Source organism: Rhizorhabdus wittichii, assembly GCF_017607425.1.
GTDB classification, from domain to species: Bacteria; Pseudomonadota; Alphaproteobacteria; order Sphingomonadales; family Sphingomonadaceae; genus Rhizorhabdus; species Rhizorhabdus wittichii.
Window position 1 is genome coordinate 4,813,462 of record NZ_CP059319.1, and the last position, 26,252, is coordinate 4,839,713.

26 protein-coding genes are annotated in these 26,252 nt (G+C 69.0%); 10 read left to right on the plus strand and 16 right to left on the minus strand.

Translation table 11 applies throughout. From position 1 onward, the window contains the following. Positions 1-6: 6 nt before the first annotated feature. Positions 7-864: a VOC family protein gene (locus HRJ34_RS23125; RefSeq protein WP_208632539.1), complete on the minus strand. Its 858-nt coding sequence runs from the start codon at positions 862-864 to the stop codon at positions 7-9. Positions 865-1,004: 140 nt separating this feature from the next. Here HRJ34_RS23125 and HRJ34_RS23130 point away from each other — a divergent pair, with 140 nt between their 5' ends. After that, the gene (locus HRJ34_RS23130) at positions 1,005-1,880 is read left to right on the plus strand and encodes an alpha/beta fold hydrolase (protein ID WP_208632540.1); all 876 of its coding nucleotides are present in this window, start codon (positions 1,005-1,007) and stop codon (positions 1,878-1,880) included. A gap of 14 nt (positions 1,881-1,894) precedes the next feature. Here the strand turns inward: HRJ34_RS23130 and HRJ34_RS23135 are convergent, their stop codons facing one another. Further along, the gene (locus tag HRJ34_RS23135; protein ID WP_208632541.1) at positions 1,895-2,857 is read right to left on the minus strand and encodes an NAD(P)H-dependent flavin oxidoreductase; all 963 of its coding nucleotides are present in this window, start codon (positions 2,855-2,857) and stop codon (positions 1,895-1,897) included. A 62-nt stretch (positions 2,858-2,919) separates the two neighbouring features. Here HRJ34_RS23135 and HRJ34_RS23140 point away from each other — a divergent pair, with 62 nt between their 5' ends. Both HRJ34_RS23140 and HRJ34_RS23145 read left to right on the plus strand, forming a co-directional pair. Then, positions 2,920-3,804, plus strand: coding sequence for a crotonase/enoyl-CoA hydratase family protein (locus HRJ34_RS23140; protein WP_208632542.1), 885 nt, complete (start codon positions 2,920-2,922; stop codon positions 3,802-3,804). Positions 3,805-3,844: 40 nt separating this feature from the next. Further along, the gene (locus HRJ34_RS23145; protein ID WP_208632543.1) at positions 3,845-4,645 is read left to right on the plus strand and encodes a crotonase/enoyl-CoA hydratase family protein; all 801 of its coding nucleotides are present in this window, start codon (positions 3,845-3,847) and stop codon (positions 4,643-4,645) included. A gap of 99 nt (positions 4,646-4,744) precedes the next feature. Here HRJ34_RS23145 and HRJ34_RS23150 read toward each other — a convergent pair whose 3' ends face one another. Continuing rightward, complete coding sequence (locus HRJ34_RS23150; RefSeq protein ID WP_208632544.1) at positions 4,745-5,353, minus strand: TetR family transcriptional regulator; 609 nt, start codon at positions 5,351-5,353, stop codon at positions 4,745-4,747. Between the two features lie 54 nt (positions 5,354-5,407). Between HRJ34_RS23150 and HRJ34_RS23155 the strand changes: the two genes are divergently transcribed. Both HRJ34_RS23155 and HRJ34_RS23160 read left to right on the plus strand, forming a co-directional pair. Then, entirely contained in the window at positions 5,408-5,830 is a 423-nt protein-coding gene (locus HRJ34_RS23155; protein ID WP_208632545.1) for a VOC family protein, read from the plus strand. 2 nt (positions 5,831-5,832) lie between these two features. After that, positions 5,833-7,230: an MFS transporter gene (locus tag HRJ34_RS23160; RefSeq protein ID WP_208632546.1), complete on the plus strand. Its 1,398-nt coding sequence runs from the start codon at positions 5,833-5,835 to the stop codon at positions 7,228-7,230. Here the strand turns inward: HRJ34_RS23160 and HRJ34_RS23165 are convergent. Then, complete coding sequence (locus tag HRJ34_RS23165; protein WP_208632547.1) at positions 7,206-8,012, minus strand: SDR family NAD(P)-dependent oxidoreductase; 807 nt, start codon at positions 8,010-8,012, stop codon at positions 7,206-7,208. The two genes, HRJ34_RS23160 and HRJ34_RS23165, sit on opposite strands and share 25 nt — an antisense overlap. Before the next feature lie 198 nt (positions 8,013-8,210). Between HRJ34_RS23165 and HRJ34_RS23170 the strand changes: the two genes are divergently transcribed. Beyond that, on the plus strand, positions 8,211-9,566 hold the full coding sequence (locus HRJ34_RS23170) for an amidohydrolase family protein (protein WP_208632548.1): 1,356 nt from the start codon (positions 8,211-8,213) through the stop codon (positions 9,564-9,566). A 101-nt stretch (positions 9,567-9,667) separates the two neighbouring features. Here the strand turns inward: HRJ34_RS23170 and HRJ34_RS23175 are convergent, their stop codons facing one another. Genes HRJ34_RS23175 through HRJ34_RS23210 form a run of 8 tightly spaced genes read right to left on the minus strand, consistent with a single transcriptional unit; the run spans position 9,668 to position 18,932 of the window. Continuing rightward, the gene (locus tag HRJ34_RS23175; protein ID WP_226948907.1) at positions 9,668-10,489 is read right to left on the minus strand and encodes an SDR family NAD(P)-dependent oxidoreductase; all 822 of its coding nucleotides are present in this window, start codon (positions 10,487-10,489) and stop codon (positions 9,668-9,670) included. Continuing rightward, entirely contained in the window at positions 10,486-11,790 is a 1,305-nt protein-coding gene (locus HRJ34_RS23180) for an acyl-CoA dehydrogenase family protein (protein WP_208632549.1), read from the minus strand. Before HRJ34_RS23180 ends, HRJ34_RS23175 begins: the two co-directional genes overlap by 4 nt. 18 nt (positions 11,791-11,808) lie before the next feature. After that, the gene (locus HRJ34_RS23185) at positions 11,809-12,849 is read right to left on the minus strand and encodes a phosphotransferase family protein (RefSeq protein ID WP_208632550.1); all 1,041 of its coding nucleotides are present in this window, start codon (positions 12,847-12,849) and stop codon (positions 11,809-11,811) included. A gap of 3 nt (positions 12,850-12,852) precedes the next feature. Then, positions 12,853-14,328 (minus strand): aldehyde dehydrogenase family protein, encoded by a 1,476-nt coding sequence (locus HRJ34_RS23190; protein WP_208632551.1) that lies wholly within the window; start codon positions 14,326-14,328, stop codon positions 12,853-12,855. A gap of 36 nt (positions 14,329-14,364) precedes the next feature. After that, positions 14,365-15,165 (minus strand): SDR family oxidoreductase, encoded by an 801-nt coding sequence (locus HRJ34_RS23195; RefSeq protein ID WP_208632552.1) that lies wholly within the window; start codon positions 15,163-15,165, stop codon positions 14,365-14,367. Positions 15,166-15,175: 10 nt separating this feature from the next. Beyond that, entirely contained in the window at positions 15,176-17,359 is a 2,184-nt protein-coding gene (locus tag HRJ34_RS23200; RefSeq protein WP_208632553.1) for a CoA transferase, read from the minus strand. Continuing rightward, complete coding sequence (locus HRJ34_RS23205; RefSeq protein ID WP_208632554.1) at positions 17,356-18,165, minus strand: enoyl-CoA hydratase-related protein; 810 nt, start codon at positions 18,163-18,165, stop codon at positions 17,356-17,358. The genes HRJ34_RS23200 and HRJ34_RS23205 overlap by 4 nt, the downstream gene beginning before the upstream one ends. Continuing rightward, complete coding sequence (locus HRJ34_RS23210) at positions 18,150-18,932, minus strand: enoyl-CoA hydratase-related protein (RefSeq protein WP_208632555.1); 783 nt, start codon at positions 18,930-18,932, stop codon at positions 18,150-18,152. Before HRJ34_RS23210 ends, HRJ34_RS23205 begins: the two co-directional genes overlap by 16 nt. Positions 18,933-19,148: 216 nt before the next feature. Here HRJ34_RS23210 and HRJ34_RS23215 point away from each other — a divergent pair, with 216 nt between their 5' ends. Further along, the gene (locus HRJ34_RS23215; protein WP_208632556.1) at positions 19,149-20,159 is read left to right on the plus strand and encodes an NADPH:quinone oxidoreductase family protein; all 1,011 of its coding nucleotides are present in this window, start codon (positions 19,149-19,151) and stop codon (positions 20,157-20,159) included. On the opposite strand, the gene HRJ34_RS23220 is transcribed toward HRJ34_RS23215, so the two are convergent. Then, positions 20,160-21,347: a thiolase family protein gene (locus tag HRJ34_RS23220; protein WP_208632557.1), complete on the minus strand. Its 1,188-nt coding sequence runs from the start codon at positions 21,345-21,347 to the stop codon at positions 20,160-20,162. Between the two features lie 204 nt (positions 21,348-21,551). Here HRJ34_RS23220 and HRJ34_RS23225 point away from each other — a divergent pair, with 204 nt between their 5' ends. The 3 genes from HRJ34_RS23225 to HRJ34_RS23235 all read left to right on the plus strand — a co-directional run bounded on the left by HRJ34_RS23225 (position 21,552) and on the right by HRJ34_RS23235 (position 23,673). Then, positions 21,552-22,004, plus strand: a complete 453-nt coding sequence (locus tag HRJ34_RS23225) for a Zn-ribbon domain-containing OB-fold protein (RefSeq protein WP_208632558.1) — start codon at positions 21,552-21,554, stop codon at positions 22,002-22,004. Positions 22,005-22,066: 62 nt separating this feature from the next. Continuing rightward, a complete protein-coding gene (locus tag HRJ34_RS23230) occupies positions 22,067-22,864 on the plus strand; it encodes an enoyl-CoA hydratase/isomerase family protein (protein ID WP_226948908.1) in 798 nt (265 codons plus the stop codon). Continuing rightward, a complete protein-coding gene (locus tag HRJ34_RS23235; RefSeq protein WP_208632559.1) occupies positions 22,849-23,673 on the plus strand; it encodes an enoyl-CoA hydratase-related protein in 825 nt (274 codons plus the stop codon). Before HRJ34_RS23230 ends, HRJ34_RS23235 begins: the two co-directional genes overlap by 16 nt. A 24-nt stretch (positions 23,674-23,697) precedes the next feature. On the opposite strand, the gene HRJ34_RS23240 is transcribed toward HRJ34_RS23235, so the two are convergent. The 3 genes from HRJ34_RS23240 to HRJ34_RS23250 form a co-directional block, all read right to left on the minus strand. Beyond that, complete coding sequence (locus HRJ34_RS23240; RefSeq protein WP_208632560.1) at positions 23,698-24,207, minus strand: nuclear transport factor 2 family protein; 510 nt, start codon at positions 24,205-24,207, stop codon at positions 23,698-23,700. A 26-nt stretch (positions 24,208-24,233) separates the two neighbouring features. Further along, positions 24,234-25,025, minus strand: coding sequence for a crotonase/enoyl-CoA hydratase family protein (locus HRJ34_RS23245; protein WP_208632561.1), 792 nt, complete (start codon positions 25,023-25,025; stop codon positions 24,234-24,236). A 105-nt stretch (positions 25,026-25,130) separates the two neighbouring features. Next, positions 25,131-26,246 (minus strand): LLM class flavin-dependent oxidoreductase, encoded by a 1,116-nt coding sequence (locus HRJ34_RS23250; protein ID WP_208632562.1) that lies wholly within the window; start codon positions 26,244-26,246, stop codon positions 25,131-25,133. Positions 26,247-26,252 lie beyond the last annotated feature (6 nt).

Genomic DNA, 26,252 nt, shown 5'->3' on the forward strand with positions numbered 1-26,252 from the left:
ACGGCATCAGCCGGGAAGCCGGAACTCGTGACGCGCGCCGAGCATGGCGGCGGGATCGATCGCGATGCCGTCCGCTTCCAGATGGGGGGCTGTCAGCGCCACGCCGATCGAGGCCATGTGCGCGCGGGCGGCGTCGAGGTCGTCGACCTCCCAGACCAGCGCATAGACGCCCGAGGCCGGCCCCGACAGATAGGTGCCGATCGGTCCGCTCGCCGGATCGTCGGCGGCGATCAGCGCGATCGTGGTGTCGCCCAATGTGAGGCGGACCTGCCGGGCCGGCTGTGGATGGGCGATCCGACCGTCGCTGACCAGCTCGCCCGTGAGCACGTCGAGGAAGAAGGCCAGCGCCGCGTCCATGTCGCGGACCACGCAGGCGATATGATGCAGCCGCCGCAGGCTCGACGGATGCCCCTCGATCCAGTCGGGACGCCAGCCGCGATAGTCCTGCGGGTCGTTCTCCAGCGGCTTGCCGCAGAGCTGGACGACGATGCCTCCGGTCGACTTCGGCTTCACGAAGAAGAATTTCGGATAGACCGTCGACAGGTCGAGGCCGCGTTCCTGGCACAGTCCCGCTGCTTCGACGGCGTCGTCGATCCGCAGCTCGAACGAATGCAGGCTCTCGCCATATTTGGCGAGGTAGCGGGAAAAGATGGTGTCGGGTTCGTCCGGGCGGCGCGGCGCCATCGGCTCGACCATGTGGTTCGCCGCATAGAGCAGCGCCATGTCGCGATCCTCGCCCTGATGATAGCGCTCGGCGAAGGCGATGCCGCCGAACACGTCCTGATAGAGCTTGCGGGCGGCATGCACGTCGCGCACCGCGTGGATGGTGTGCAGGATGCGCCTGATGGCTATGCGGACGGTCATCACTTTCTCCCCTCGGTCGCAGACCTAGGCCGGGCGCGGAAAGCGCGGGCATACGCAGATGCGGGCTTTGCAGAGCATGCCACCTTGCCTCGCTTGTCGATCCCGCGCGGTGGTGCGAAGGCAAGGCGAGGGAGCACAAGATGACCGACGATATGGAGCCCTTTTCCCGCTTCTACATCGCGCAGCGCCAGCGGTTGCACTATGTCGACTGGGGCAATCCCGACGCGCCGCTGCTGATCCTGGTGCACGGCGGCCGCGACCATTGCCGCAACTGGGACTGGATTGCGCGCGCGTTCCGCGACGAATGGCACGTCATCGCCCCCGACCTTCGTGGCCATGGCGACAGCGCCTGGTCGGTCGACGGTTGCTACACGATGGACAGCTTCGTCTATGACCTGGCCGAGCTGGTTCGCGTCCAGGGCAAGGAGCGGGTGCACATCGTCGCTCATTCGCTGGGTGGCAACATCGCGCTGCGCTATGCCGGCATCTATCCGGAGAAGCTGGTCAAGCTGGTGGCGATCGAGGGGCTCGGGCCCTCGCCGGTGAAGATCGCCGAGCGGCGCCGGCAGCCGCTGTCGCACCATATGCGCAACTGGATCGAAACGCGTCATGCCATGTCGGGCCGCCTGCCGCGCCGTTACCCGACCCTGGAGGATGCGCTGAAGCGGATGCATGCGGAGAACGCGCATCTGAGCGCCGATCGCGCCCGCCACCTGACGATTCACGGCACGATCCGCAACGAGGACGGCAGCTATAGCTGGAAGTTCGACAATTATGTCCGATCGATGCCGCCCGACCTGGCGCTCGTCCAACCCGACGAACTGTGGTCGGAAATCCAGTGTCCGACCCTGCTCGTCTATGGCGCCGACAGCTGGGCGTCGAACCCGGCGGTCGACGGCCGCGCGCGTTATTTCCGCAACGGGGAGGTCGTCTTGCTCGAACAGGCGGGGCACTGGGTCCACCATGACCGGCACGACGCGTTCGTGCGGATCATGCGCGATTTCCTGGCCGCCTGATGGACGGCCGCACCCTAGAGCGGCGGCAGGCTCATCCGCGCCCGCGCCTCGGTATAGCCGCGGACGAGATCGGCGATCCGCTCGGCGGCGGGGACCACCGCGTCGATCGCGCCGATCCCCTGGCCCGATCCCCAGATGTCGCGCCAGACCTTGGCGCCCCCGCTGGCGAAGCTGGTCCGCGCGGGGTCGCCGGGCGCCAGCGCGTCGGGATCGAGCCCGGCGGCACGGATCGACGGCTTGAGATAATTGCCGCGCACCCCGCTGAAATAGTCGGTGTAGATGATGTCGTCGGCAGTGCCGTCGACGATCATCCGCTTGTAGCCGTCAGGGGCGTTGGCCTCCTCGGTCGCGATGAAGGGAGAGCCGATATAGGCGAGGTCGGCGCCCATCGCCTGCGCGGCGAGGATGCCGGCTCCGGTCGCGATCGCGCCCGACAGGGCGAGCGGCCCGTCGAACCAGCGCCGTATCTCCGCCACCAGCGCGAAGGGGGACAGAGCGCCGGCATGGCCGCCCGCGCCCGCCGCCACCGCGATCAGCCCGTCGGCGCCCTTGTCGATCGCCTTGCGGGCGAAGCCGTCATGGATCACGTCGTGGAACACCGTCGCGCCGAAGCCCTGCGCGCCCGCATAGACGTCGGGCCGCGCGCCGAGCGAGGTGATGATCATCGGCACGCGATGCTTCTCGCACAGCGCCAGGTCGGTTTCGAGCCGGGCATTGGTGCGGTGGACGATCAGATTGACCGCGAAGGGAGCGGCGGGCCGGTCGGGATGGGCGGCATCATGCGCGGCGAGCGCCGCGCCGATCTCGTCCAGCCATTCGTCGAGCAGTTCGGGCGTCCGCGCGCTGAGCGACGGGAAGGAGCCGACGATTCCTGCCGTGCATTGCGCGATGACGAGGCGTGGGTTCGACACGATGAACATCGGCGAACCGATCACCGGCAAGCGCAGCCGATCATGCAGGAACCGTGGCAAGGTCATGGGCATCTCCTGATTTTCCCAGGACGTATCAGAGCGGCCGGAGGCCGCGAAGGAAGACTTTGATGGCAAGCGAGGATTTTCAGGCGATAAAGCTGGAGGTCGCCGAGGGCGTCGCGACGATCACGCTGAACCGGCCCGACCGGCTCAACGTCTATGACGTGGCGATGCGGCGCGAATTGCTCGCGGCCTTCGACCATACCGATGCCGACGACGCGGTGCGCGCGGTGATCGTGACCGGGGCGGGCAAGGCCTTCTGCGCCGGCGCCGACGTCTCGGGCGGGGCGACGACATTCGATCCGCGCGCGCGCGGTGACGCGGACGGCGACAAGGTGACGGTCAACGGCATCATCCGCGACGGCGCGGGACAGGTGAGCCTGCGCATCTTCCGCAGCCTCAAGCCCGTCATCGGCGCGATCAACGGCGTCGCGGCCGGGGCGGGGGCATCGATCAGCTGTTCGTTCGACATGCGGCTCGCGTCGGAAACGGCGCGCTACGCCTTCGTCTTCGCCCGGCGCGGCGTCACCCCGGAGGCGGCCTCGACCTGGTTCCTGCCGCGCATCGTCGGCATCTCGACCGCGCTCGAATGGTGCTATAGCGGCCGGATCGTGCCCGCCGGGGAGGCGCGCGAACGCGGCCTCGTCCGATCGGTGCATCCGCCCGAGGAACTGTTGCCCGCGGCCCGCGAGCTGGCGCGCGAGATCGCTGGGCAGGCGGCCCCGGTCTCGGTCGCGCTCACCCGCCGGATGATGTGGCATGCGCTGGGGCAGGACCACCCGATGGAGGCGCACCGCGCCGATACCCGCGCGATCCGCGCCCGCGCCGCCGCCGCCGATGCGCGCGAAGGCGTCGCTGCCTTCCTCGAGAAGCGCAGCCCCGATTTCCCCGATCGGGTCAGCGACGGCCTGCCCGATATCTTCCCCGAATGGATCGAGCCGCAGTTCCGCTGATCCTTCGCTTCCCCTTCTCGATCCAACAGGAGCCCCCGACATGTCTTCGATCATCCGCCTCGACCGCGACGGCCCGGTCGCCACCCTGACCCTCACCCGCCCCGAGATGATGAACGCGCTCGGCGAGCAAGGCGACGGTGACGCGGTTGCGGCCGCCTGTGCCGAATTGGCCGCCGACCGCACCATCCGCGCCGCGATCCTGACGGGAGAGGGGCGTGCCTTCTCGGCCGGCGGCAACGTCAAGGCGATGCTGGCGGGCGAGGGCAATTTCGCCGGCAACCCGGCGATGGTGCGGGAGGGCTATCGCGGCAACATCCATCGGGCGTTGCGGGCGCTCCACGGGCTCGACGTTCCGCTGATCGCCGCCGTCAACGGTCCGGCGATCGGGCTGGGCTGCGACCTTGCCTGCCTCGCCGATATCCGCCTCGCCTCGACCAGGGCAAGCTTCGGCGTGACCTTCCTCAAGGTCGGCATCATCCCCGGCGACGGCGGCACCTGGATCCTGCCGCGCGTGATCGGGATGAGTCGCGCCGCCGAGCTGTTCTACACCGGCCGGGTCATCTCCGCCGAGAAGGCCGCCGAGTGGGGCCTCGTCTCCGAGGTCGTCGAGCCCGATGCGCTGATGGACCGGGCTCGCGCGCTCGCGGACGAGATCGCGCAACAGCCGCCCTATCAGCTCCGCGCCACCAAGACGCTGCTGCGGCAGGGGCAGTCGGTCGGCTATGACACGATGCTGGAGCTGGCGGCCTCGACCCAGGGGCTGATGCACCACACCGAGGATCATCATGAGGGCGCCCGCGCCATCCTCGAAAAGCGCCCGCCGCTGTTCACCGGCCGATGAGCTTTCAGGATGCGCCCGCCTGAAGCCCGTCGAACTGGGATGGCCGGGCGGGGCATGGGCCGTTGAGGCCGTCCGGATATTTCGCATACTAATGGTATGTCAAATGTCCGGACGCACCGCGATACCCGCCAGAAACCGATCAAGCGCTTGCCCGGCCTCGGCGCGCGCCGCCGGGCGATCCGCGGCATGGGCGATCATCAGCGCGGCCTCGTCGACGGCGGCGAGGATGAGGTGCGACAACGCCCGGACCGGCGCGCGCGCCACCGAGCCGTTCGCCATCGCGGCATCCAGCGCGCGGCCGATCGCCGCCAGGCCGTAGTCGGCCTCCAGCGTCCGCCATTGTGCCCAGCCGAGCACCAGCGGTCCGTCGAGCAGCAGCACGCGATGCACCGACGGCGCGACGATCGCGTCGAGGAACCCCTGCATCCGCAACCGGAAACGCCGCCAGGGATCGGCCTCGCCGGTGACGTCGGGAGGCTCGGCCCGCTGCATCAGTTCGTGCTCGACCGCGTGGAACACCTCGCGGAACAGCGCACCCTTGTCCTTGAAATGATGGTAGAGCGCGCCGCGCGTCACCCCCGCCTCGGCGACGATCTCATCGATCGGGGTGTCGGCATAGCCTTGCGCCTGGAACAGCCGCTTGGCGGCGGCGACGATGCCCGCCCGCGTGGCGGCGGCCTGCCCGGCGCGAACCCCGTCCTTTTTCATGTCCCGCCCTTCGTGCCGCGATGAATCCGCACGACCGGCCAGAGGAGGAGAGCCATGCGTCAGATGATCAATATGGTGATGATCGGCATCGAAGACATCAAGGCCGTGCGCGGCTTTTATGAGGACGGGCTGGGCTGGGCCGCGTGGCGGACCGGCGGCAGCGGATCGGTGATGTACCGGACCGGCGGCGTGGTGCTCGTCTTCCTCGATGCCGCCTATCTCGCGGCCGAGCGCGGCGTTGCGGTGCCGCGGGGCGGCGCCACGTCGCTCGCCAGCTTCGTGGCCAGCCGGGATGAGGTCGACGATGCGTTGTCTCGCGCCGCCGCCGCCGGGGCCGTCGTCACCAGCCCGCCGCGCGATCGCGATGGCGGGCTGTACAGCGGCTATTTCGACGATCCGCAGGGCCTGTCCTGGGAAGTGGTCTGGAGCCCCGATATGGCGCCGGCCGAGGACAGCTCGCTGGCGGCCGGCGGCTGATCGTGGCGACGGGCCCTTCGTTGCCGGAATGGCCGGATGGCCTGCCGGCGCCGCGTCGCTTCCGGGCGATCCTGGCGATCTGGCTCGCCATCGCCATGGCGATCGTCGACGGCGCGATCGTCAACATCGCGCTGCCGACGATCACCCGCGAACTGGCGATAACGCCGGTCGAGGCGGTGTGGGTGGTCAACGCCTATCAGGTGGCGGTGCTCGTCTCGCTGTTGCCGCTGTCGGCATTGGGGGAGAGGTTCGGCTGCTCGCGCATCTATATCGCCGGCCTGCTGACCTTCATCGCGGCGTCGGTCGGCTGCGCGGCCGCGACCGACCTACCGATGCTGGTCGCCAGCCGTTTTCTTCAGGGCGTCGGCGGAGCCTGCATCCAGGCGATGAACGGGCCGATGCTACGCTTCACCTATCCGCGCGCGCATCTCGGCCGGGGCATCGGCTACAACGCGCTGGTGGTGGCGGTGGCTTCCGCGTCGGGCCCCACCTTGGCGGCGATGATCCTATCGGTCGGGTCCTGGCACTGGCTGTTCGCGGTCAACATCCCGATCGGGATGTTGTCGCTGGCGATCGGCCTGTTCGCGCTGCCCAAGGCGCCGTCCGTGTCCCGCGCCATCGACGGGTCCGCGATCCTGCTCAACGCCGTCGTCTTTCTCGGCCTGTTCTACGCCGCCAATGGCTGGGCCGGGGGCGGCGCCCCGGCTTCGATCTACGCCTGCGCGATCGCGGGGGGCGTCGCGGCGATCATGCTCGTCCGCCGGTCGCGAGGGCAGGTGGCTCCGCTGCTGCCGGTCGATCTGCTGCGCTTTCCGCTGCTGCGCCTCTCCTATGCGACTTCGCTGCTCGCCTGGGCGGCGCAGGTCATGGCGTTCATCAGCCTGCCTTTCTACCTGGAGGCCGGGCTAGGCCTCGGCCATGTCGAGACGGGCCTGTTGCTGACCCCCTGGCCGGTGGCCATGGCCATGGCCGCGCCGATCGCCGGCCGGTTGGTCGAACGTACCCCCGCCGCATTGCTCAGCGCGATCGGCCTCGGCCTGATGACCTTGGGCCTGTTGCTCCTGGCGGCGTTGCCCGCGCAGCAGGCCCCCTGGCTGCTGGTCGGGCCGATGCTGCTGTGTGGTGCCGGCTTCGCCTTCTTCCAGACGCCGAACAACCGTACCCTGCTGGCCGATGCGCCGGTCGAGCGGTCGGGGGCGGCGGGCGGAATGCTGGCGGTGATGCGGCTTGCCGGGCAGAGCGGCGGCGCGGTGTCGGCGGCGCTGGTCTTCCGGCTGGCGGGCACGACCAGCGGCTTCGCGCTGGTCGCGGCGGCCCTGCTGACCTTGCTGGCCGGGGGCTTCTGCCTGATGCGGTTGCGTCCGCCCGGCCGGGTTCAGACCGGCGGCACGAGCTTGTAACCGCCCGTCGCCTCGATCCACTGGCCGGTCAGCCAGCCGCCATCGTCCGAGGCGAGGAAGCAGACCACGGCGGCGATATCCTCCGGTTCGCCGACCCGGCGCAGCGCGGTGATCTGCTCCAGCCGCTCGACGAAGCGCGGTTCGGCCAGCATGTGCGCGGTCATGTCGGTCCTCGTATAACCCGGCGCGACGACATTGGCGGTGATCCCGTGCTGGCCCAGCTCGACCGCCAGCGACCGCGTCATCGCCAGCAGCGCCGCCTTCGACATGCCGTAGGTGCCGTTGAGCGGGCCGGGCTGCTTGGCGGCGCCCGATCCGATCGATACGATCCGCCCGCCCTGCGTCATCCGCCGGACGGCCTGCTGGGACACGAAGGCCGATCCTTTGGTGTTGATCGCGAAGATCCGGTCGAAGGCATGGTCCTGGATCTCGCTCAGCGCCGCCGCAGAGGCGATGCCCGCATTGTTGACCAATATGTCGAGCCGATTGTCGCCGGTGATCCCGGTCGCGGTCTCGTCCCAGGCCGCGAACAGCGAGTCGATCGCGCCGGGCAGGCCGATGTCGGTCTGAATGGCGAAGGCCTGGCCGCCGCCGTCCACGATCCCGGAGGCGATCTCCTCCGCCTCATGGCTACGGCTGCGATAGGCGATCGCGACCAGCGCGCCTTCGGCGCCCAGTCGCCGCGCGACGGCGGCGCCGATCCCGCGCGACCCGCCCGTCACCATCGCCCGCTTGCCGGCGAAGCGCCCGGGAACGATCCTGTCCCTCGCTGAACTGTCCATGCTTCCGTTCTCCATTTGCCATGGCCCGCTGGGCCATGACGCCGTTATGCCCGGGCAAGCGGCCATGCAGCATATGAACCCAGAGGTATCATCGGTGAGGCTTCCCAAATGGGATGGGTGGATTCCGTGCTTGCTTAAAAACTGACGAATCATTATTTATTAGTCCGCGAAGGGATGACTCCGTGGAGAGGATTGAGCATGAACCTTGAAGACATGGTGATCGCGAGCGTCGACGATCACGTGATCGAGCCGCCGACGATGTTCGACCAGCATCTGTCCAAGGAGCACCGCGCTCTGGCGCCCCAATATGTGACCGACGAGCTGGGCAATGCGTCCTGGTGGTGGGAGCAGGAGAACAAGCGCACCTTCGCCGTCGGCGTCAACGCCGTGGTCGGCCGTCCCAAGGAGGAATATGGGATGGAGCCGATGAACATCGACCAGATGCGCAAGGGCGTCTGGGATGCCGAGGCCCATATCGACGACATGAACGCGATGGGCCAGATGACCGCGCTGATGTTCCCGACCTTCGCCGGGTTCGACGGCTCCTGGTTCTGGGACGCCAAGGACAAGGAGAACACCAAGCGGGTGATGCGCGCCTATAATGACTGGCACATCGACGAATGGTGCGGGCCCTATCCGGGCCGCTATTTCCCGACCGGCCTGTTGCCGCTGTGGGACATCGACGCCACGCTCGAGGAGATGAAGCGCCTGGTGAAGAAGGGCAGCCGATCGGTTTTCTTCCCGGCGAATCCGGCGTCGCGCAACCGCCTGCCCTCGGTCCACGATCCGATCTGGGAACCGATGTGGAAGCTGGCGAACGACGAGGGGATCGTCTTCAACTGCCATATCGGCACCGGTCTCGCGCCGGAGGCGAATTCCGATCTCTCGCCGATCTCGGCCTGGATCACGGCGATGCCGATGGCGATCGCGACCGACGCCGCCGATCTGCTGCACCTGAAAGCGCTGCTCCGCTACCCGAACCTGAAGTTCGCGCTGTCGGAAGGCGGCATCGGCTGGGTTCCCTATATGCTGGAGCGGGCGGACTTCACCTTCCGCCACCACGGCCCCTGGGTCCGCGTCGACTTCGGCGGCAAGCTGCCGTCGGAAGTGTTCCGCGAACATTTCCTGACCTGCTTCATCGACGATCATTTCGGCTGCGACAATTACAAGGCGGTCGGCGAGGACATCATCGCCTATGAATGCGACTATCCGCATTCGGACTGCACCTGGCCGCACGTCGCCGAGGACCTGTGGGACAATGTGAAGGATCTGCCGGAGGCGGTGATCGACAAGATCACCCACCAGAACGCCTTCCGTTTCTACGGCGTCGATCCGGTCGCGCAGTTCGGCCGCGAGAATTGCACGGTCGGCGCGCTGCGCGCCAAGGCGACCCATGTCGACGTCTCGGTCCAGTCGAAGGCCGGCAAGGACGCCCGCGAATATGCCGAGGAGGGCGCCGCGGTGACGGCTGGCAATGTCGCCAAGACCTTCGTGCCGGTGGTGACGGCAGGTGACGTGGCCGAGGGCCGCAAGCGCCGCAAGGGCCTGATCTGAAGCCGGCGGCTATCGGGTGAAAGGGGCCCCCGCTCGCAAGAGCGGGGGCCTTTTTCTTATGGGCCGAGTGGCGGCAGGGCGCGACAGGCCCCCGCGATCGTCTATGCCCGGCCGCCGTCGACGCGGAGATTGGCGCCGGTGGTGAAGCTGGAGAAATCGCTGGCGAAATAGAGCGCCGCCGTGACGATTTCGCGCGGATCGGCGACGCGCTGGCTGGCCGCCCGCAGGCGGACCTGTTCCGGATCGGCCCAGCCTTGGGCGATATCGGTCGCGAAGGCGCCCGGCGCGATGACGTTCACCCGGACGCCCCGCGCCGCATATTCGAGCGCGATCGCCACCGACGCCGCGTTGAGCGCGGCTTTCGCGCCGGCATAGGGCGAGGTGGCGGGGCTCGGCCGGATCGCCGACAGGCTCGACACGTTGATGATGCTGCCGCCGCCCTGGTCGGCCATGCGCTTGGCGACCAGCGCGGTGAGGCGGAAGGGGCCTTTGAAGTTCACGTCCTGGATCTTGTCGAACAGCGCCTCGGACACGCTGTCGGACGAAGGCGATGCCGGCGACATGCCGGCATTGTTGATCAGCACGTCGATGCGGCCGAACTCGCCATAGGCGGCCTCGACAAGGCGTTCGATGTCGTCCCATTTGCCGACATGGCAGGCGATCGCGAGCGCGCGGCGGCCGGCGGCGCGGATATCGGCCGCCACCGTCTCGCAGGCGTCGAGCTTGCGGCTGGTGACGATCACGTTCGCACCCGCCGCCGCGAAACCATGGGACATGGCCCGGCCCATCCCCCGGCTGCCGCCGGTGATGAGCACGGTCTTGCCGCTCATGTCGAACAGCTTCGACGGATCGGGCAGTTCGTCCGCCGTCATGTCGCTGAAGCCGTTCCTGCCGGTGTCGATCGCGGGCCTGGACCCGCTCATGCGAGCGCCTCCTCGGGCTGCGCGAGATAGTCGCCGAGCTTCTCGCGCGCCGCAGCCTCGCGGGTCGGGATATGCTCGCTGGGGAACAGGCCGGGCGCCGGCTTCGCGTCCTTCAGGATGCGCTTGGCGAGGCCGATCTGGTGGACCTCGGTCGGCCCGTCGACCAGTCCCTGCGACGCCGCCTTCACCCAATAGCCGCCAAGCGGCAGCTCGTTGGAGACGCCCAGCGATCCATGGAGCTGGATCGCGCGGCCGACGATGTCCTTGAGGATGCGAGGGCTCATGATCTTGACCGATCCGATGCCGATCTTGCCGGCCTCGCGGTCGCCCTGGTCGATCGTCCAGGCGGCGTGGAGGACGAGCAGGCGGAACTGGAGCAGCTCGACATAGCTGTCGGCGATCGCCGCGAGCGTGCTCTGCTTGCCGGCGAGCGGCCCGCCCTGGGTGAAGCGGCTGACGGCGCGCTCCTTCATCATCTCATAGGCCTTGGTCGCGGCGCCCAGCGTCCGCATCGCGTGATGGATGCGCCCGCCGCCCAGCCGCACCTGCGCCACGTGGAAGGCGCCGCCCTCCTGGCCCAGCATCGCGTCGGCCGGCACACGGACATTGTCGTAATGGATATAGGCGTGGGCGCCCTCGTCCTCATGCTCGCCCATCAGGCCGGTGTTGCGGACGATGGTCACGCCGGGCGTCTCGGCCGGGATCAGGAACATCGAGAAGCGCTCGGCGGACGGCGCGTCGGGCTTCGTCACCGCCATGACGATGATGAAGGAGGCCCAGCGTGCCTGCGAGGAGAACCATTTATAGCCGTTGATCACCCATTCATCGCCATCGCGCACGGCGCGGGTCTCGAACACGCGCGGGTCGGCTCCGCCCTGCGGCTCGGTCATCGAGAAGCAGGAGACGATCTCGCCGTCGAGCAGCGGGGCCAGGTAGCGGGCCTTTTGCTCAGGGGTTCCGAACTTCGCCAATATCTCGGCATTGCCGCTGTCGGGGGCCTGGCAGCCGAAGACGCGTGGTCCCCATTTGGTGGCGCCCAATATCTCGTTCATCAGCGCGAGCTGGACCTGGCCATAGCCCTGGCCGCCAAGGTCGGGGGTCAGGTGGCAGGCCCACAGGCCCTGGCGCCGCACCTCGGCCTGGAGGGGGCGGACGGCGGCCAGCGCACGCTTGTCGGTGACGTCGAAATTATGGCCGGGCCGGTTGAAGACGAGGTCCATCGGCTCGACCTCGTCGCGGACGAATTGCTTCATCCAGTCGAGCTTCTTCTGGAACACGGGGTCCGTGGAAAAGTCCCACATCGCTGTTGGTCTCCTATATTAGGCCCTCTCGACGGTGCGCATCGCTTGGGCGATCAGGCTGGGAACACGCTCTTCAAACGCGGCGTGACGCGGGTTGTCGGATTGGCCGCGGACGTACCGCGCGAAGCTTCCCTCCAGGATCACCGCGAGGCGGAATAGGGCGAGCGCCATGTAGAAGGGCAGATGGTCGATCGACCGGCCGCTGCGTCCGGCATAGCGCTCGGCGGCTTCGGCGCGGCTGCGGAAGCCACGATCCCAATGGATATAATGGGCCCAGGTCGGGCCGGTCGTGTCGTCGGCCCAACTGCTGAGCAGATGGCCGAGATCGAGCAGCGGATCGCCGATCGTGGTCAGTTCCCAGTCGATCACGGCGGCGACGCGGGCGGGCCGGTCGGGGGCGATCATGACATTGGCGAAGCTGTAGTCGCCGTGCATCAGCCCGGCGGGCGCGGCCGGGGGCGTGTTGGCGCGCAGCCAGGCGGTCAGGGCGTCGAGGCCGGCCAGCTCGCGGGTCTGGCTGCGGGCATATTGGGCGAGCCAGCGGTCGACCTGCCGGGCGAGGAAGCCATCGGGCTTGCCGAAGCCGTCGAGACCCGCCGCGCGCCAGTCGACCCGGGCGATGCTGGCGAGCGCGTCGATCACGGAGTCCCCCAGCGCGCGGCGCAGGTCGCGGTCGTCGGCGAAGGGCTCCGGCATCGGGTCGCGCGGGGTGAAGCCATCGATCCAGTCGAGCACGATGAAGGGCCCGCCGATCCAGTCGGGTTCGGTGGTGCCGCCGACCAGCCGGGCATGGGGGATGTCGGTGGCGGCGAGCGCGCGGGCGAGGCGCAACTCGCGCTCGAAATCGTGCGAGGTCCTGTCGTTGGCGGTCGCGGGCGGGCGGCGCAGCGCATAGCGGCGGTCGCCGCGCCGGACCAGGAACAGGCTGTTGCTGGCGCCACCCGACACGCGGGTCAATGCGAGCGGCAGCGACGGGCCGCCCAGCGCTGTGTCGAACCAGGGCCGGATCGGCGCCGGATCGGCCAGCAGGGCCGCGTCGTCGAGTCTCGCGCCCACCACCGCTTATGCCGCGTGGAAGGAGATGGCGTTGGCGTTGGTGAACTCCAGCAGGCCCTCGATCCCGTTCTCGCGGCCGAAGCCGGATCGCAGATTGCCGCCGAACGGTTCGTCCGATAGCTGCGTGCCCGCGCCGCCGTTGATCGCGCAACGGCCGCTGTTGATCTGCTGCGCCATTTCATAGGCGGTGCCGGCGTCGTTGGTGAGGATGTAGCAGGCGAGCGCGAAGTCGCTGTCGTTGGCGATGCGGATCGCCTCCTCGTCCGTGTCATAGCCGATGACCGCCGCGATCGGCCCGAAAATCTCCTCCTGGGCGAGCCGTGAGCCGTTGGCGACGTCGTCGAAGAAGGTCGGCTGGAAGAAGAAACCCCTGGCCATATGGCCGGGCCGCTTGCCGCCGGTCACCAGCCTGGCGCCTTCATCCAGGCCGATCTGCACATATTTCTCGGCGCGGTCGCGGGCCACGGCCCGGATCAGCGGGCCCATCTCGGTCTTCGGATCGGCGGGGTCGCCGACGACGACGCGCTCGGCCGCTTCCTTGAGCCGCGCGACGTAATCGGCCCGGATCGAATTGTGGACGAGATGGCGGGTGTTGAGCGCGCAGCCCTGGCCGGCGTGCGACGAGAAGCCGCGCAGCCCGGTATGGACGGCCCTATCGAGATTCGCGTCCGGCCGCACGATCATCGCCGATTTCCCGCCCAGTTCCAGCAGCAGCCGCTTCAGCGTCGGCGCGGCCTGCGCCATGATCGCGGCGCCGACCATGTCGGAGCCGGTGAAGGTCACCAGCCGCACGCGCTTGTCGGTCGTCAGCAGCTCGCCGACGTCCAGCCCGCCGGTCACGACGTTGAACACGCCGTCGGGCAGGCCGGCCGCGCGCGCGATGTCGCCCAGGACCAGCGCGGAATAGGGCGTGTAGGGCGAAGGCTTGAGGACGACGGTGTTGCCCATCAGCAACGCGGGCACGGATTTCACCAGATTGAGCATGAAGGGGTAGTTGTACGGCGTGATCACCGAGACGACCCCCACCGGATCGTAGCGGACGACGCTGGTGCCCAGCCATTTGACGCCGCCGGCCGCGGGAGTCACCTCGGGCCGGCTGAGCTTGGTGAAATCCTGGGCGGCGGCATCCATATAATAGCGGAAATGCTTCATGCCGGTTGCCCATTGCGCGCCATTGGCGAGCGAGACGGTGGCGCCCGCCTCGGCGATCAGTATCGCGATGATCTCGTCCTTGCGCTGTTCCAGCGCCTCGTAGAAGCGGCGCATATGGGCGATGCGCTCATGCCGCGACAATCGCCGCCACGGGCCCGAGACGAAGGCGTCGTGCGCGGCGGCGACCGCCGCGCGGGCATCATCCACCGATCCCACCGGCGCCTCGCCGATGACGTCCTCATTGGCCGGGTTGATGATCCTGTCGGTGCCGGCCGCGCCGGAAACGAACGCGCCGCCGATATACAGCTTGTTCTGGAGCTTCAGTGTCATAGGGTGAACGACCTTTCGGATACGGGGTGACGGGGGCTAGACCTTTGACGGGTCCATGGCCTCCCGGGCGGCGATGGTCCTGCTCGACGGCTGGATGCCGCGCAGCTCGATCAGGTCGACCTGCGCCTCGAAGGGCAGGGCCAGCAGGTCGGCGATCATCCCGGCGGGGATCTCCGGTTCGATCTGCGCGCCCGACTGGTGGTAGAAACCCCGGTCGCGCGCCGCGGTGCGCGCTCGCGCCCGCGCCTCGTCCGACCAGTCGCGGCTGAAGGTGCCGCGGACGTTGCCCGAGCGATAGACGGTGACGCGGATACGGTCGTCGGCGATCTCGCCCTGCAGCCCGGCGGAGAAGGTCTCCAGCGCCGATTTGGTGGCGGCATAGAGCGTCAGGTGCGGATAGGGGTGGCGCACCGACTCCGAACTGACGTTGACGATGTCGCCGCCGCCGCGCGCGCGCATCAGCGGGATCGCCTCGCGGCAGCAGTAGAGCGGGCCCAATATGTTGACCGCGACCTCGAGCTGGACCGAAGCGTCGCCAGCCTCCTCGATCGGATTGGGCGAGGCGAGCGCGGCGTTGTTGATCAGGATGTCGAGACCGCCGAGATCGTCGCGCACCGCCGCGAACAGCTGACGTACCGAAGCCGGATCGCCGATATCGCACGGGATTGCCAGCGCGGCCGGGCCGATCCGCGCGGCGGCGTCGGCGAGCTCGTCCGCGCTGCGCGCCGTCAGCACCACGCGCGCGCCCTCGGCCGCCAGGCGCTCGGCGATCGAGAAGCCCATGCCGCGAGACGCGCCCGTCACCAACGCGATCCTGTCCTGCAAGCGTCCTGTCATCGATCGGTCCTCATTTCTCGGGCAGCATCACCACCCGGTCGCGCACCAGCACGTCGATCTCGTTCCCCGAAAGGCCGAGACCCTCCAGGATATCGCGCCCGTGCTGGCCCGCCACCGGCGGCGCGCGGTCGATCGTCAGCGGCGCGTCGGGCATCGACCAGAAGGCGCCGGGGTGCCGCAGCCGGCCATAGACGGGGTGCGGATAGCTGGCCACCAGACCCTGGCGGACATGATCCTCGTCGAACAGGAAGGCCTGGCCGCCGCCCTCCTCGACGATCACGGCCGCGAAGCCCTGCGCGCGCAGCCGGTCGACGGCCTCGCGCACCGGCAGTGCCGCCAGCTTTTCGGCGTCGGGCGCCCCGTCGTCGGGGCCCGCGAAGGCGATCCAGCCGTCGGCGCAGGCCGTCAGCCGCCGCCCCGGCGACGGGCCGAACTGGAGGCGGTCGAGTCGGTCGGAGCGGCCGATCAGCGTCCCGTCGGGCCGCATCGCCACATCGGCCATGGTGAGGATGCTGGCGCCGAGCAGCGAGGCGGCGACCTGCGATCCCTCGCCGGTCGTCTCGCGCCGGATCAGCGCCAGCAGCATGGCATAGGCGAGCGACATCGCGCAGAGATGGTCCATCATCCCGAAGCGCAGCCAGACCGGCCGGTTGCCCTCGCCGGCATTGGCCAGTTCCCAGCCCGCCGACGCCTGGAAGAGCTGGTCGTAGCCGGGCCAGTAGCGGCGCTCGCCCGCCGGGCCATAGGCGCTGACATGGCCGAAGATGATGTCCTCCCGGATCGCGCGGAGGTCGGGATAGTCGAGCCCGAAGCGGCGTGCCGAGGGCAGGCGCAGATTATGGTGGACGATGTCGGCCCCCGCCACCAGCCGGGCGATCACGGCGCGCGCGCCGGGATGGCCGAGATCGAGCGCCAGCGAGCGCTTGCCGCGCTGGCAGCCGAGGAAGGCCGACTCGTTGCCGCGCATCGGGTCGCCGGCCAGCGGCTCGACCTTGACGACGTCGGCGCCGAGATCGGCGAGCATCATCGTCGACAGCGGTCCGGCGAGATAATTGCCGAAGTCGACGACCCTGATGCCGTCGAGCAGCGGCCGCCCGCTGGGCGCCGGCGGCGCGGCTTGGCGCGGTCGGGCCTCGGCCAGCAGCGCGGCGCGATGTTCGTCCAGGCGAGGGGCGGGGCCCCGGACTCCGCCGGGTGGATCGATCGCCAGGGGGAAGCCGGGCTGGCGCACGCGGCCGAGATCGGGATCGTCGACCTCGACGACATAGGCGTTGGCCCGTGCCTGGGCGTCGTCGTAGAGCGCGCCGACCGGCAGCGCCGGCTGCACCGGAATGTCGGCGGCCCACAGGTCGGCGAGCCACTCGGCGCTCGGTCGGCTGCGGAACGCCCGGACATTGGCGCCCCAGTTGGTGTAACGGAAATGGGGCGGCCATTCGGCGTTGGCCTTCGCCACCGCGTCGGCCCCCATCTCGTCGAGCAGTCGCCGCATCAGCGGGGTGTCGTCCGCATTCTTCATGATGTGGAGCCAGACGCCGTCGGCACATTCGAAGATCGCGGGCAGCACCTTCTTGTCGATCCGCCCGCCGAAGCCCGGCGTCGGCGTCTCGGCGTCGCGCCACAGCATCATCAGCGGCACCAGCATCCCCTGAAGCAGACTGGTGTCGACCGGCCCCGGCGCGCCGCCGCGCGCGACATGGGCGAGGCGCGCGCCGATGCCGATCGCGGCGAGCCAGGCGGCGCACCAGCTTCCGAGCGGCAGCTGGACGAAGGCCGGCCCGTCGCGATGCAGCGCCGGCTGCTCGGCCAGCGCGCCGCTCGCCGCCATGACGAGGAAGTCGTCGGCGGGAAGGTCGTCGGCGAAGCCGTCGGGCGTGCCCGAGATGCGGCAGGAGATCAGGTGCGGATAAACGGACAGGTCGGGCAACGGCAGCGCGCCGTCATGGATCAGCACGTCCGCGCCGCCCAGCAGGGCGTCGAACGCCGCGGCGTCGGCCCCGGCCACATCCATCGCGATGCCGCGCTTCGAACGGTTCCACGCGGCGAAGGCGACGGTGCCCCGGCGAGGATCGCCGGCGGGCGGCTCGACCTTGACGACGTCGGCGCCGGACTCTGCGAGCATCAGCGCCGCCACCGATCCGGCCAGCCCGGTCGAGGCGTCGATGACGCGGACGCCCGCGATCGCCGCCGCCGTCATGGCCGCATCCAGGCGGCGGGACGTTTCGCGGCGAAGGCGCGGGGCCCTTCGCTTGTCTCGCCGCTCGCGCGCCACCGCCGCATCGCGGGGATGGCATCCTGATCACCGATAGCGGCGGCGAGGCTCGGCGCGTCGATGCTGCGGTGGACCAGCGCCTTGGAGGCGCGCAGCGCCATCGGTCCACCCTTCAGCATCGCGTCGGCCCAGCGCGCCACCGCGTCGGGCAGGCTGGCGACGGGCACCACCTCGTTGACGAAACCCAGCGACCGGGCCTCGGCGGCGTCGATCAGCCTGCCGGTCAGGACCAGGTCCATCGTCCGCTTCAGGCCGATCTCGCGAACCAGCCGATGCGGGCCGCCGCCGACCGCGACGAAGCCGGCCCGCGGCTCGGGCAGGCCGAATCGGGCCGTCTCGCTCGCCACGATCAGGTCGCAGGCGAGCGCGATCTCGAACCCGCCTCCCGCCGCGACGCCGTTCACCGCCGCGATCAGCGGTTTGTCGAGGTCGAAGCGTTGGACGAGACCGGCATAGCCGCACCGCGGCAGGTCGATCTTCCCTTCGCCGCGTGCGCGGCGTTCGGCGATCGCCTTGAGGTCGGACCCCGAGCAGAAGGCATCTCCGGCCCCGGCGATGACGCCGATCCGCTGGCCGTCATCGGCGGCGAAGGCGTCGAGCGCCTCCTGCAACGCATGGTGCATCTCGAAGGTGAGCGCGTTCAGCCGCTCGGGGCGGTTGAGCAGGAAGGTCGTGACCGGTCCGTCGCGGGTGACGATGATCTCGGCGGTCGTGGTCACCGGCCGGTCCATCGCGGTTGGCGCTTCTCGGCGAAGGCGCGCGGGCCTTCCAGGAAATCCTCCGACGCGCGCAAGAGGTCGCGGCCGGGGAAGGATGTGCCGATCGCGTCCTCCAGCGGCATATGCAGGCCGAGCGAGGCCGCCTCCTTGGCGGCGCGCAGCGCGAGCGGCGACAGCCCCGCCAGTTCGGCGGCCCAGCGCTGGGCTGCGGGCATCAGCTCCTCGCCCGGCACGACCTCGTTGACGAGGCCCCAGTCGCGGGCGGTCGCCGCGTCGATGTCGCGGCCGGTGAGCAGCATGCCCATCGCCCGTTGCCAGGGTAGCGCGCGTGGCAGGCGATGCGCCCCGCCCGCACCCGCGAGCTGGCCGATCCGCGCCTCGGGCAGGGCGAAGCGGGCATGATCGGCGGCGACGACGATGTCGCAGGCGAGGACGATTTCGAACCCGCCGCCCAGCGCGCTGCCGTTCGCGGCGCAGATCACCGGCTTGAACAGGTCGTGCCGGCGGGCGAGGCCGCCGAAACCGCCGCTCCATGCGTCCTGCGTCAGCACGTCGCCGCGCGCGCGGGCCTTCAGGTCGTTGCCGGCGCAGAACGCCTTGTCGCCCTCGCCGGTGATGATCGCGACCCAGGCGTCGGGATCGGCGGCAAAATCGTCGAACGCCCGGCCCAGTTCGATATTGGCGAGATTGTCGAGCGCGTTGCGGACCTCGGCCCGCGCGATCGTCACCGTCGCGACATGGTCCTGAAGCTCGTAGCGAATGCGCTGATAGTCTCTCATTCATCCATCCCCTGGCCCCAAGACCTAACAGGAACTGACGAACCGTCAATAGTTGCGGGACCCTCCGTGGCCTATGATCGGTCGAGGAATTCGGCGATATTCCGGGCTTTTTCCGACCGATAAGGAGTCATGTCCCGCAATAGTTCCGCCCTCGGCTGACCGGTTTCCCGGCGCGGCGCTATGGTCGTCCGGACGAAGATCGGACGGGAGGGACGGATGGCCGAAAACGAGCGCATCATCGCGACGGGCCGGGTTGTCCGGACGCGCACCGTGCGTGAACTCGACGCCTATGCGATCGAGCGCGAGCGGCCGCCCGTGCCGGGGGCCGGTGAGGTCCGCCTGCGGGTCCGTGCCTGCGGCGTCGGCTATGTCGACGCGCTCCACGCGACCGGGCGCTATCAGCTCGCCGCGACGGTGCCCTTCGTGCCCGGCGTCGAGGTGGCGGGCGAGATCGACGCGATCGGGCCGGAGGTCGCGGGACTGGCCGTCGGTATGCGGGTCATCCCGTTGATGTCGGTACGCGGCGGCTTCGCTGACCATGTCCTGGCACCGGCCGCGCAGATCGCCCGGATTCCAGACGACATGGCCTTCGCCGAGGCGGCGGCGATCCGCGCCAACTGGCTGACCGCGATGCACGCGCTGGTCGATCGCGGAGGCGTCGAGCGCGGCTGGACGGTGTTGGTGATCGGCGCGGCCGGCGGGGTCGGCAGCGCCGCCGTCCAGCTCGCGAAGCGGCTCGGCGCGCGCGTGGTCGCCACCGGGTCGAGCGCGGCCAAGCGGGATTTCGCGCGGGGGCTGGGAGCCGATGCGGCGATCGACACCGATCCGGAAGGATGGCGCGACCGGCTGGCCGAGGCCTGTGGCGGGGGCGGGCCCGACATCGTCGTCGATCCGGTCTGCGGTCCGCTCTTCGAACCGGCGTTCCGCAGCCTCGCCTGGAACGGCCGGCACCTGGTGATCGGCTTCGCGGGCGGCCCGATCCCGTCGCTCAAGGCCAATCTGCCGCTGCTCAAGGGCGCGATGCTGGTCGGCGTCGATGTGCGGCAATTCAACCTTCGGCAGCCCGAGCGCGCCGAGGCGAACCGGGCGCGGCTGCGGCAATGGCTGGCGGAAGGCTCGGTCGGTGCGCCGGTCGGGGCGACCTTTCCGTTCGAGCGCTATCGCGAGGCGCTCGACCATGCGGCGTCGGGCGTCGGGCTCGGCAAGACCGTGTTGCTGATGGACTGATCAGTCGCGGCGCAGCAGCAGGCAGCCCGCCAGCGGGCCGCCGCCCGCGGCCGTCACGCCGACCTGCGGCGCGTTGGGTACCTGTCGCTCGCCGCCTTCGCCCCAGAGCTGGATGCAGGTCTCCCACAGCAGGCCATAACCGTGCATCCGCCCGGCCGAGAGCTGCCCGCCGCCGGTGTTGAGCGGTAGCTCGCCGTCGAGCGCGATGCGCGCGCCGCCCTCGACGAAGGGACCGCTCTCGCCATGCTTGCAGAAGCCGAGCGCCTCCAGCCACAGCATCGCCTGGAAGCTGAAGCCGTCATAGAGATTGGCGAGCTTGACGTCCTTGGGCTTGAGGTCTGTGTGGGTCCACAGATGCGGGCCGGTTTCCAGCGCCATCATTCCCCACAGCGGCTCATATTGGTCCCAGCTATAGCGCCCCGCGATCCGCCCGCTCATCGCCTCGATCACGATCGGCGGCTTGCGCAGGTCCCTGGCCGCGTCGAGCGCCGAGACGATGATGACGGTCGAGGCGTCGAGCAGCGCGTCGCAGTCGTAGAGGCCGAGCGGATCGGAGATCATCCGCGCGTTCATATAGTCGTCCATCGTCAGCGGGCCACGATGGAGCGCGCGAGGGTTGCGCTGCGCGTTGCGGCGCGAGTTGAGCACCGTCGCGGCGATCTGCTCCCGGGTGGTGCCGAATTCGTGCATATGCCGGCGCACCATCATCGCGGTGCAGGTGACGGGCGACATGACGTCGAACGGGCGATGGTACATCCATTTGCCCGAGACGCGCGGTTTGGGGCCCGGCTTGGGCGGGTTCGCCCGATCGATGAGTTGCTGGGTGTATTGGGCGAGGGTGCGGTAGCACAGCACATGGCGGGCCTGCCCCGACAGGACGGCACCGACCGCCGCCATGATCGACGTGAACTGGCCCGGCCCCTCGACCCCGCCCGAGAAATGGTTGCACTCGATCCCCAGCGTCTCCTTCAGGATGGTGACGTCGATCGGCGAGTCATTCTCGTAGGAGGCGCGCAGCGGGAAGGTGGCGATGCCGTCGATGTCCTTCAGCGTCAGCCCCGCGTCGGCCAGCGCCTCGTCCACCGCGTCGAGCATCACGTCCATGATCGGCCGCGGCGCGCCACGTCCGGGCGCGCACATGCCGACGCCGGTGATGGCCGCCTGCAGCCCGCCGTTGCGAATCACCATCACCGCGTCCCCTTGCTATCCCAGTCGTCTTCCCCTCATTTTCAGATCATCGCGCCGAATGGCCATACGCGATCGGGCCCATCTTGGCGCGACGCCCCTTGTCGAGAGCGGAAACCCCGGATTTCCGGGGTCTCGCGACGGGATGGCCGATTGGACAGGATGATTGGCGCGCGGTAGCGCCATAGTCAGGAAGGGACGACCGCCATGACGACACCGCTGACCAACGCGCCGCCGCGCCGCTATCTGCCGGCGATCGCCGACGGGCCGAAGGGCGAATTCTGGCGCAGCGGCGAGGACGGCGTGCTGCGCATCACCCGCTGCCAGGACTGCCGGCTGTGGATACATCCGCATGTCGATGCCTGCCGCAACTGCCATTCGCGCGACGTGAAGCCCGAGCCGCTGTCGGGCCTGGGCACGGTCGAGACCTGGACGATCAATCGCCAGCCCTGGTGGGGCGACCTCAAGCAACCCTATGCGGTCGCGATCGTCACCCTGGCCGAGCAGCCGGGGCTCAACCTGACCACCAATATCGTCAACTGCGCCTTCGAGGACATTCATATCGGCCTGCCCGTGCGGGTGGTGTTCGAGAATATCGAGGACGTCTGGCTGCCGTTGTTCGAACCCGATCCGGGCGCACGTCCGGCGACCGCGGCCTGATCGTCCTGAATCGCGCCGTTCGCATCCTTTCGGGCATCGCGAGCCGCGCTTAGCCATTGGTGATGACCATGCAGCAAAGCGATTATACCGCCATTCTCGTCGATCTGGCCGGCGGCGTGCTGACCGTCACGCTGAACCGGCCCGATAAGGCGAACAGCTTCAACCAGGCAATGATCCGGGATTTCCGCAGGCTCTGGAACGCGGTGCGCGACAGCCGGGAGGTGCGCGTGGTCGTGCTGCGCGCGGCGGAGGGCAAGGCCTTCTGCACAGGCGTCGACATCCGCGAGGGCTGGCGCGCGCCGGGCGCCGAGCCCGCGCCGTTCGACTATGACGATCCGGGCGACTGGCTGGGCCCCAAGAGCAACCGCGTGTGGAAGCCGTTCATCGTCGCGGTGCACGGCATGGCGGCGGGCGGCGCCTTCTACTGGTTGAACGAGGCCGACATCGCGATCTGCTCGGAGGACGCGACCTTCTTCGATCCGCATCTGAAATTCGGCAAGCTGTCGTCGGTCGAGCCGATCGGCGCGCTGGGGCGCATCCCCTATCAGGAGATTTCGCGCATGGTGTTGCTCGCCGACGAGGAGCGGATCAGCGCCGCGACCGCGCTCAGGATGAGCCTCGTCACCGAGATCACCAGCCGGGAGGATCTGTGGCCGCGCGCGCAGGCGATCGCCGAGAGCATCGCCGCGCGCGAGCCGCTGCCGACCCAGGGCAGCGTGCGGGCGCTGTGGGAGGCGCAGAGCCTGCCGCGTGCGCAGGCCGTCAACAACGCGGTCAAATATATCCAGATCAGCAAGGCGTCGTCGCCGGTGAAACCGGCCCCTGCCAGCCTCAAGTCCAAACCATGGACGCTACGGTGAGCGGGGCGGGGGAAGCCGAGCTGATCGTCCGCGATGAGGGGCGGCTGCGGATCATCACGCTCAACCGGCCCGAGCGTCTCAACGCGCTGACGCCCGAGCTGCACCATCTGCTCCAGGACGCCGTGGCCGCCGCCGCCGCAGATCCCGGGGTTGGCGCAGTGGCGTTGACCGGGGCGGGACGGGCCTTCTGCTCGGGTGGCGACGTCCGCCGCAGCGCCGATGCGGCCGAAAAGGCGAAGGTGCCCGAGACCGTCGAGGAACGCGCGGACACGCTGCGCGGCCATGGCCGCACCACCCTGCTGCTCAGCCAGATGCCCAAGCCGACGATCGCTCTAGTCAACGGCGCGGCGGCCGGCGCGGGGCTGACCCTGGCGCTGGCCTGCGACCTTCGGATCATGGCCGACGACGCGGTGCTGCGCACCGCCTATGCCCGCATCGGCCTGTCGGGCGACCTCGGCATCAGCTACTTCCTCAACCGGCTGGTCGGCGCATCGCGCGCGGCCGAACTGCTGTTCCTCGACCAGAGGATCGACGCCGTGGCGGCCGAGCGGCTGGGCCTCGTCAACAGGATCGCCCCGGCCGCGAGCTTCGCCGAGGAGGGAATGGCGATGGCGCGCGCGCTTGCCGATGGGCCGAGCGTCGCCTTTCGCTATATGAAGCAGAACCTCGCCCTCGCCGAGACCGGCGGCCTGGAAGCGGTGATCGATCGCGAGGCCTATAACAGCGCGCGTTGCGTCCGCACCCAGGACGTCAAGGAAGCCTCGATCGCCTTCCGCGAGAAGCGGCCGCCCAGCTTCACCGGCCGCTGAAGAGGACGGGCGCCTCCATTCAGATCAGGCGATTTCCCCCAGCCTGCGGGCCAGGTCGGCGCGTACCGATCCCGGCATCTCGGCATGGGGATAATCGCCGCTGATCCAGCCATGGCGCCAGGTCCGCTCCCGGATGCGCCAGCCTTCGGCCGTCTTCACGAACACATCCTCATAATGGCCGTGGATCTGGTAGAAATGCTCGCGTCCATCCTCGCCGATCGATCCGCCGGGGTTGATCACCTTGGACGTCACATGCGCCATCCGGCGGCTCGCATCGGCGAAGGTGATGCGCGACATGCCGAACATGTGCATGTCGCGGCTGACGGTTTCGCCCAGCTTGCGGAAGAAGGCCTTCACCTCGGGCCACGGCGCGCGCATCGCCCCGGCCGAAGTCAGGTCGAACTGGCAATCCTGGGTGAAGACGGTGTCCAGCAGGTCGATCTCATGATCGTCGAGCGCATGGGTATAGCGGATGATCGTATCGTTGATCGCCATCCGGTCGGCGACTTCGCCGGGATCATAGTCGGTCGTCATCCTTCCTCTCCTTGCCGTCCGGCCTCTCAGCGGCCCGTGAAGATCGGTTCGCGCTTTTCCGCCACGGCGCGGCGCCCTTCGGCGGCGTCCTCGGTCAGGAACAGCCGGTTGTTCTCGGCGGTGGCCTCGGTCGCCGCGCGGGTCCAGGCATCGCCCAGAGCGGTGCGGCAGTTGGCCATGATCGCGGCGACCGACTGCGGCGCCTGATCGGCGATCCGGTCGCACAGCGCGCGGGCCGCCTCGACTTCCTCGCCGGGTTCGGTCAACCGCTGGACCAGCCCGAGGCGATGGGCCTCGCGCGCGTCGAACTCGTCGCCGGTCAGCAGCAACCGCATCGCATTGCCCCAGCCGACCCGCTCCAGTAGCCGATAGGTTCCGCCGCAGCCAGGCATCACGCCGCGACGCACCTCCATATGGGCGAAGCGGCAGTCGCTCGCGGCGACCACGATGTCGGCGCCCAGCATCAGCTCGATCGCGATCGTGAAGCACACGCCGCGCATGGCGAAGACCACCGGCTTGGTCCGGAACGGCGCCCGGATGGCGGTCGGGTCGATCAGGTTCAATGGCACATAGGGCCGTCCAGCGGCGCGATGCTCGGCCATCAGCGGCAGATCGATCCCGGCGGAGAAATGTTCGCCCTCGGCCCGGACCAGGCCCACTCTCAAGGCCGGATCCCGCTCGAGCCGGCTATAGGCTTCGCCCAGCGCGCCGAACATCGTGGGGGTGAAGGCATTGCGCTTGCGCGGCCGGTCGATCGTCATTTCGAGCACGGCGCCGCGAACCTCCGTCCGGATCGCGCCTTCGTCGATCTGCTTCACCGCGCCTCTCCCTGCCGTCCGCGTCGCAGAGTGATCGTGCGGCCGGAAGCCGCCCAATCTCATTTGGCGGCCATTCAGGAAATATAGGCGACGAAGACCATGTCGTCAGACGCGCAGCCCGGCCGCCCGCATGCGCGGCAGGATCAGGCGCTCCATCTGGTCGAGCCCCTCGGCATAGTCGACCCAGGACAGCGTGACGCCGTCGATCCCTGCCTCGGACAGCGCCCGCATGCCGGCCACCACCTGGTCGGGCGTGCCGATCAGCGGAAAACCGGCATAGCCCGCGATCAGCGATGCCAGCATGGCGTCGTCGTCGACCGCGTTCTCGACATTGGGCATCATGCCGCGGACGAGGTTGCGGGCGCCTTCCCAATCGCCCTTTTGGTTGACGACATGGTCGTAATAGTCGCGGGCTTCCCGCTCGGTGTCGCGGCACATGACATAGCTGGTCGTGAAGATCCGGATCTCGCGGCCATATGTCTCGCGCGCATAGCGTTTCAGCCCGGCGACCCGCTCCTTCAACCCGTCCAGGCCGAAGATGTTGATGAACTGGCAGTCGGCATGGGCCGCCGCGAAGTCGCTGCCCGCCGCGCTGGCCCCGGCGCACATCACGATCGGTCCGGGGCGCTGGACCGGCCTGGGTTCGCTGTGGCCGCCCGGGATCGAATAATAGCGGCCCTCGAAGTCGAAGCCGTCCTCGGTCCACAGCCGCCGGATCACGCCGATCCATTCGGCCGACACCGCGTAGCGCTCGTCATGGCCCTTCTGCGGCGTCCCGAACATCCCGATCTCGCCGGCATTCCAGCCGGCGACGATGTTGAGCCCGAAGCGGCCGTGGGAGATATGGTCGATCGTCGCCGCCGCCTTCGCCATCCGGACGGGATGGATCGTCGGCACATGGACGGTCGCGAACAGCTGAATCCGCTCGGTCACGGCGGCGAGCCCGGCCGCCCAGCTGATCGTGTCGAAGGCGCGGTCGTTGAAATTGACGGCGCCGCCGAAACCGCGCCAGCGCGCGACCGAGACGAGCGCCTCGAGTCCCAGCCGGTCGGCCTGTTGCGCCAGGGCCTTCGCCTCGTCCCAGTCCCCCTTGAACGCACCCTCGGCCGATGTGATGCTGCATCCGTTGCTGACGTTCAGGCCGAAGACGGCGAGCTTGAAGCGGTTCGGGCTGTTCACCATGCCGGTTGCCGAAATCCCCGCGTTCAATCCCTTCTCCATGGTCGC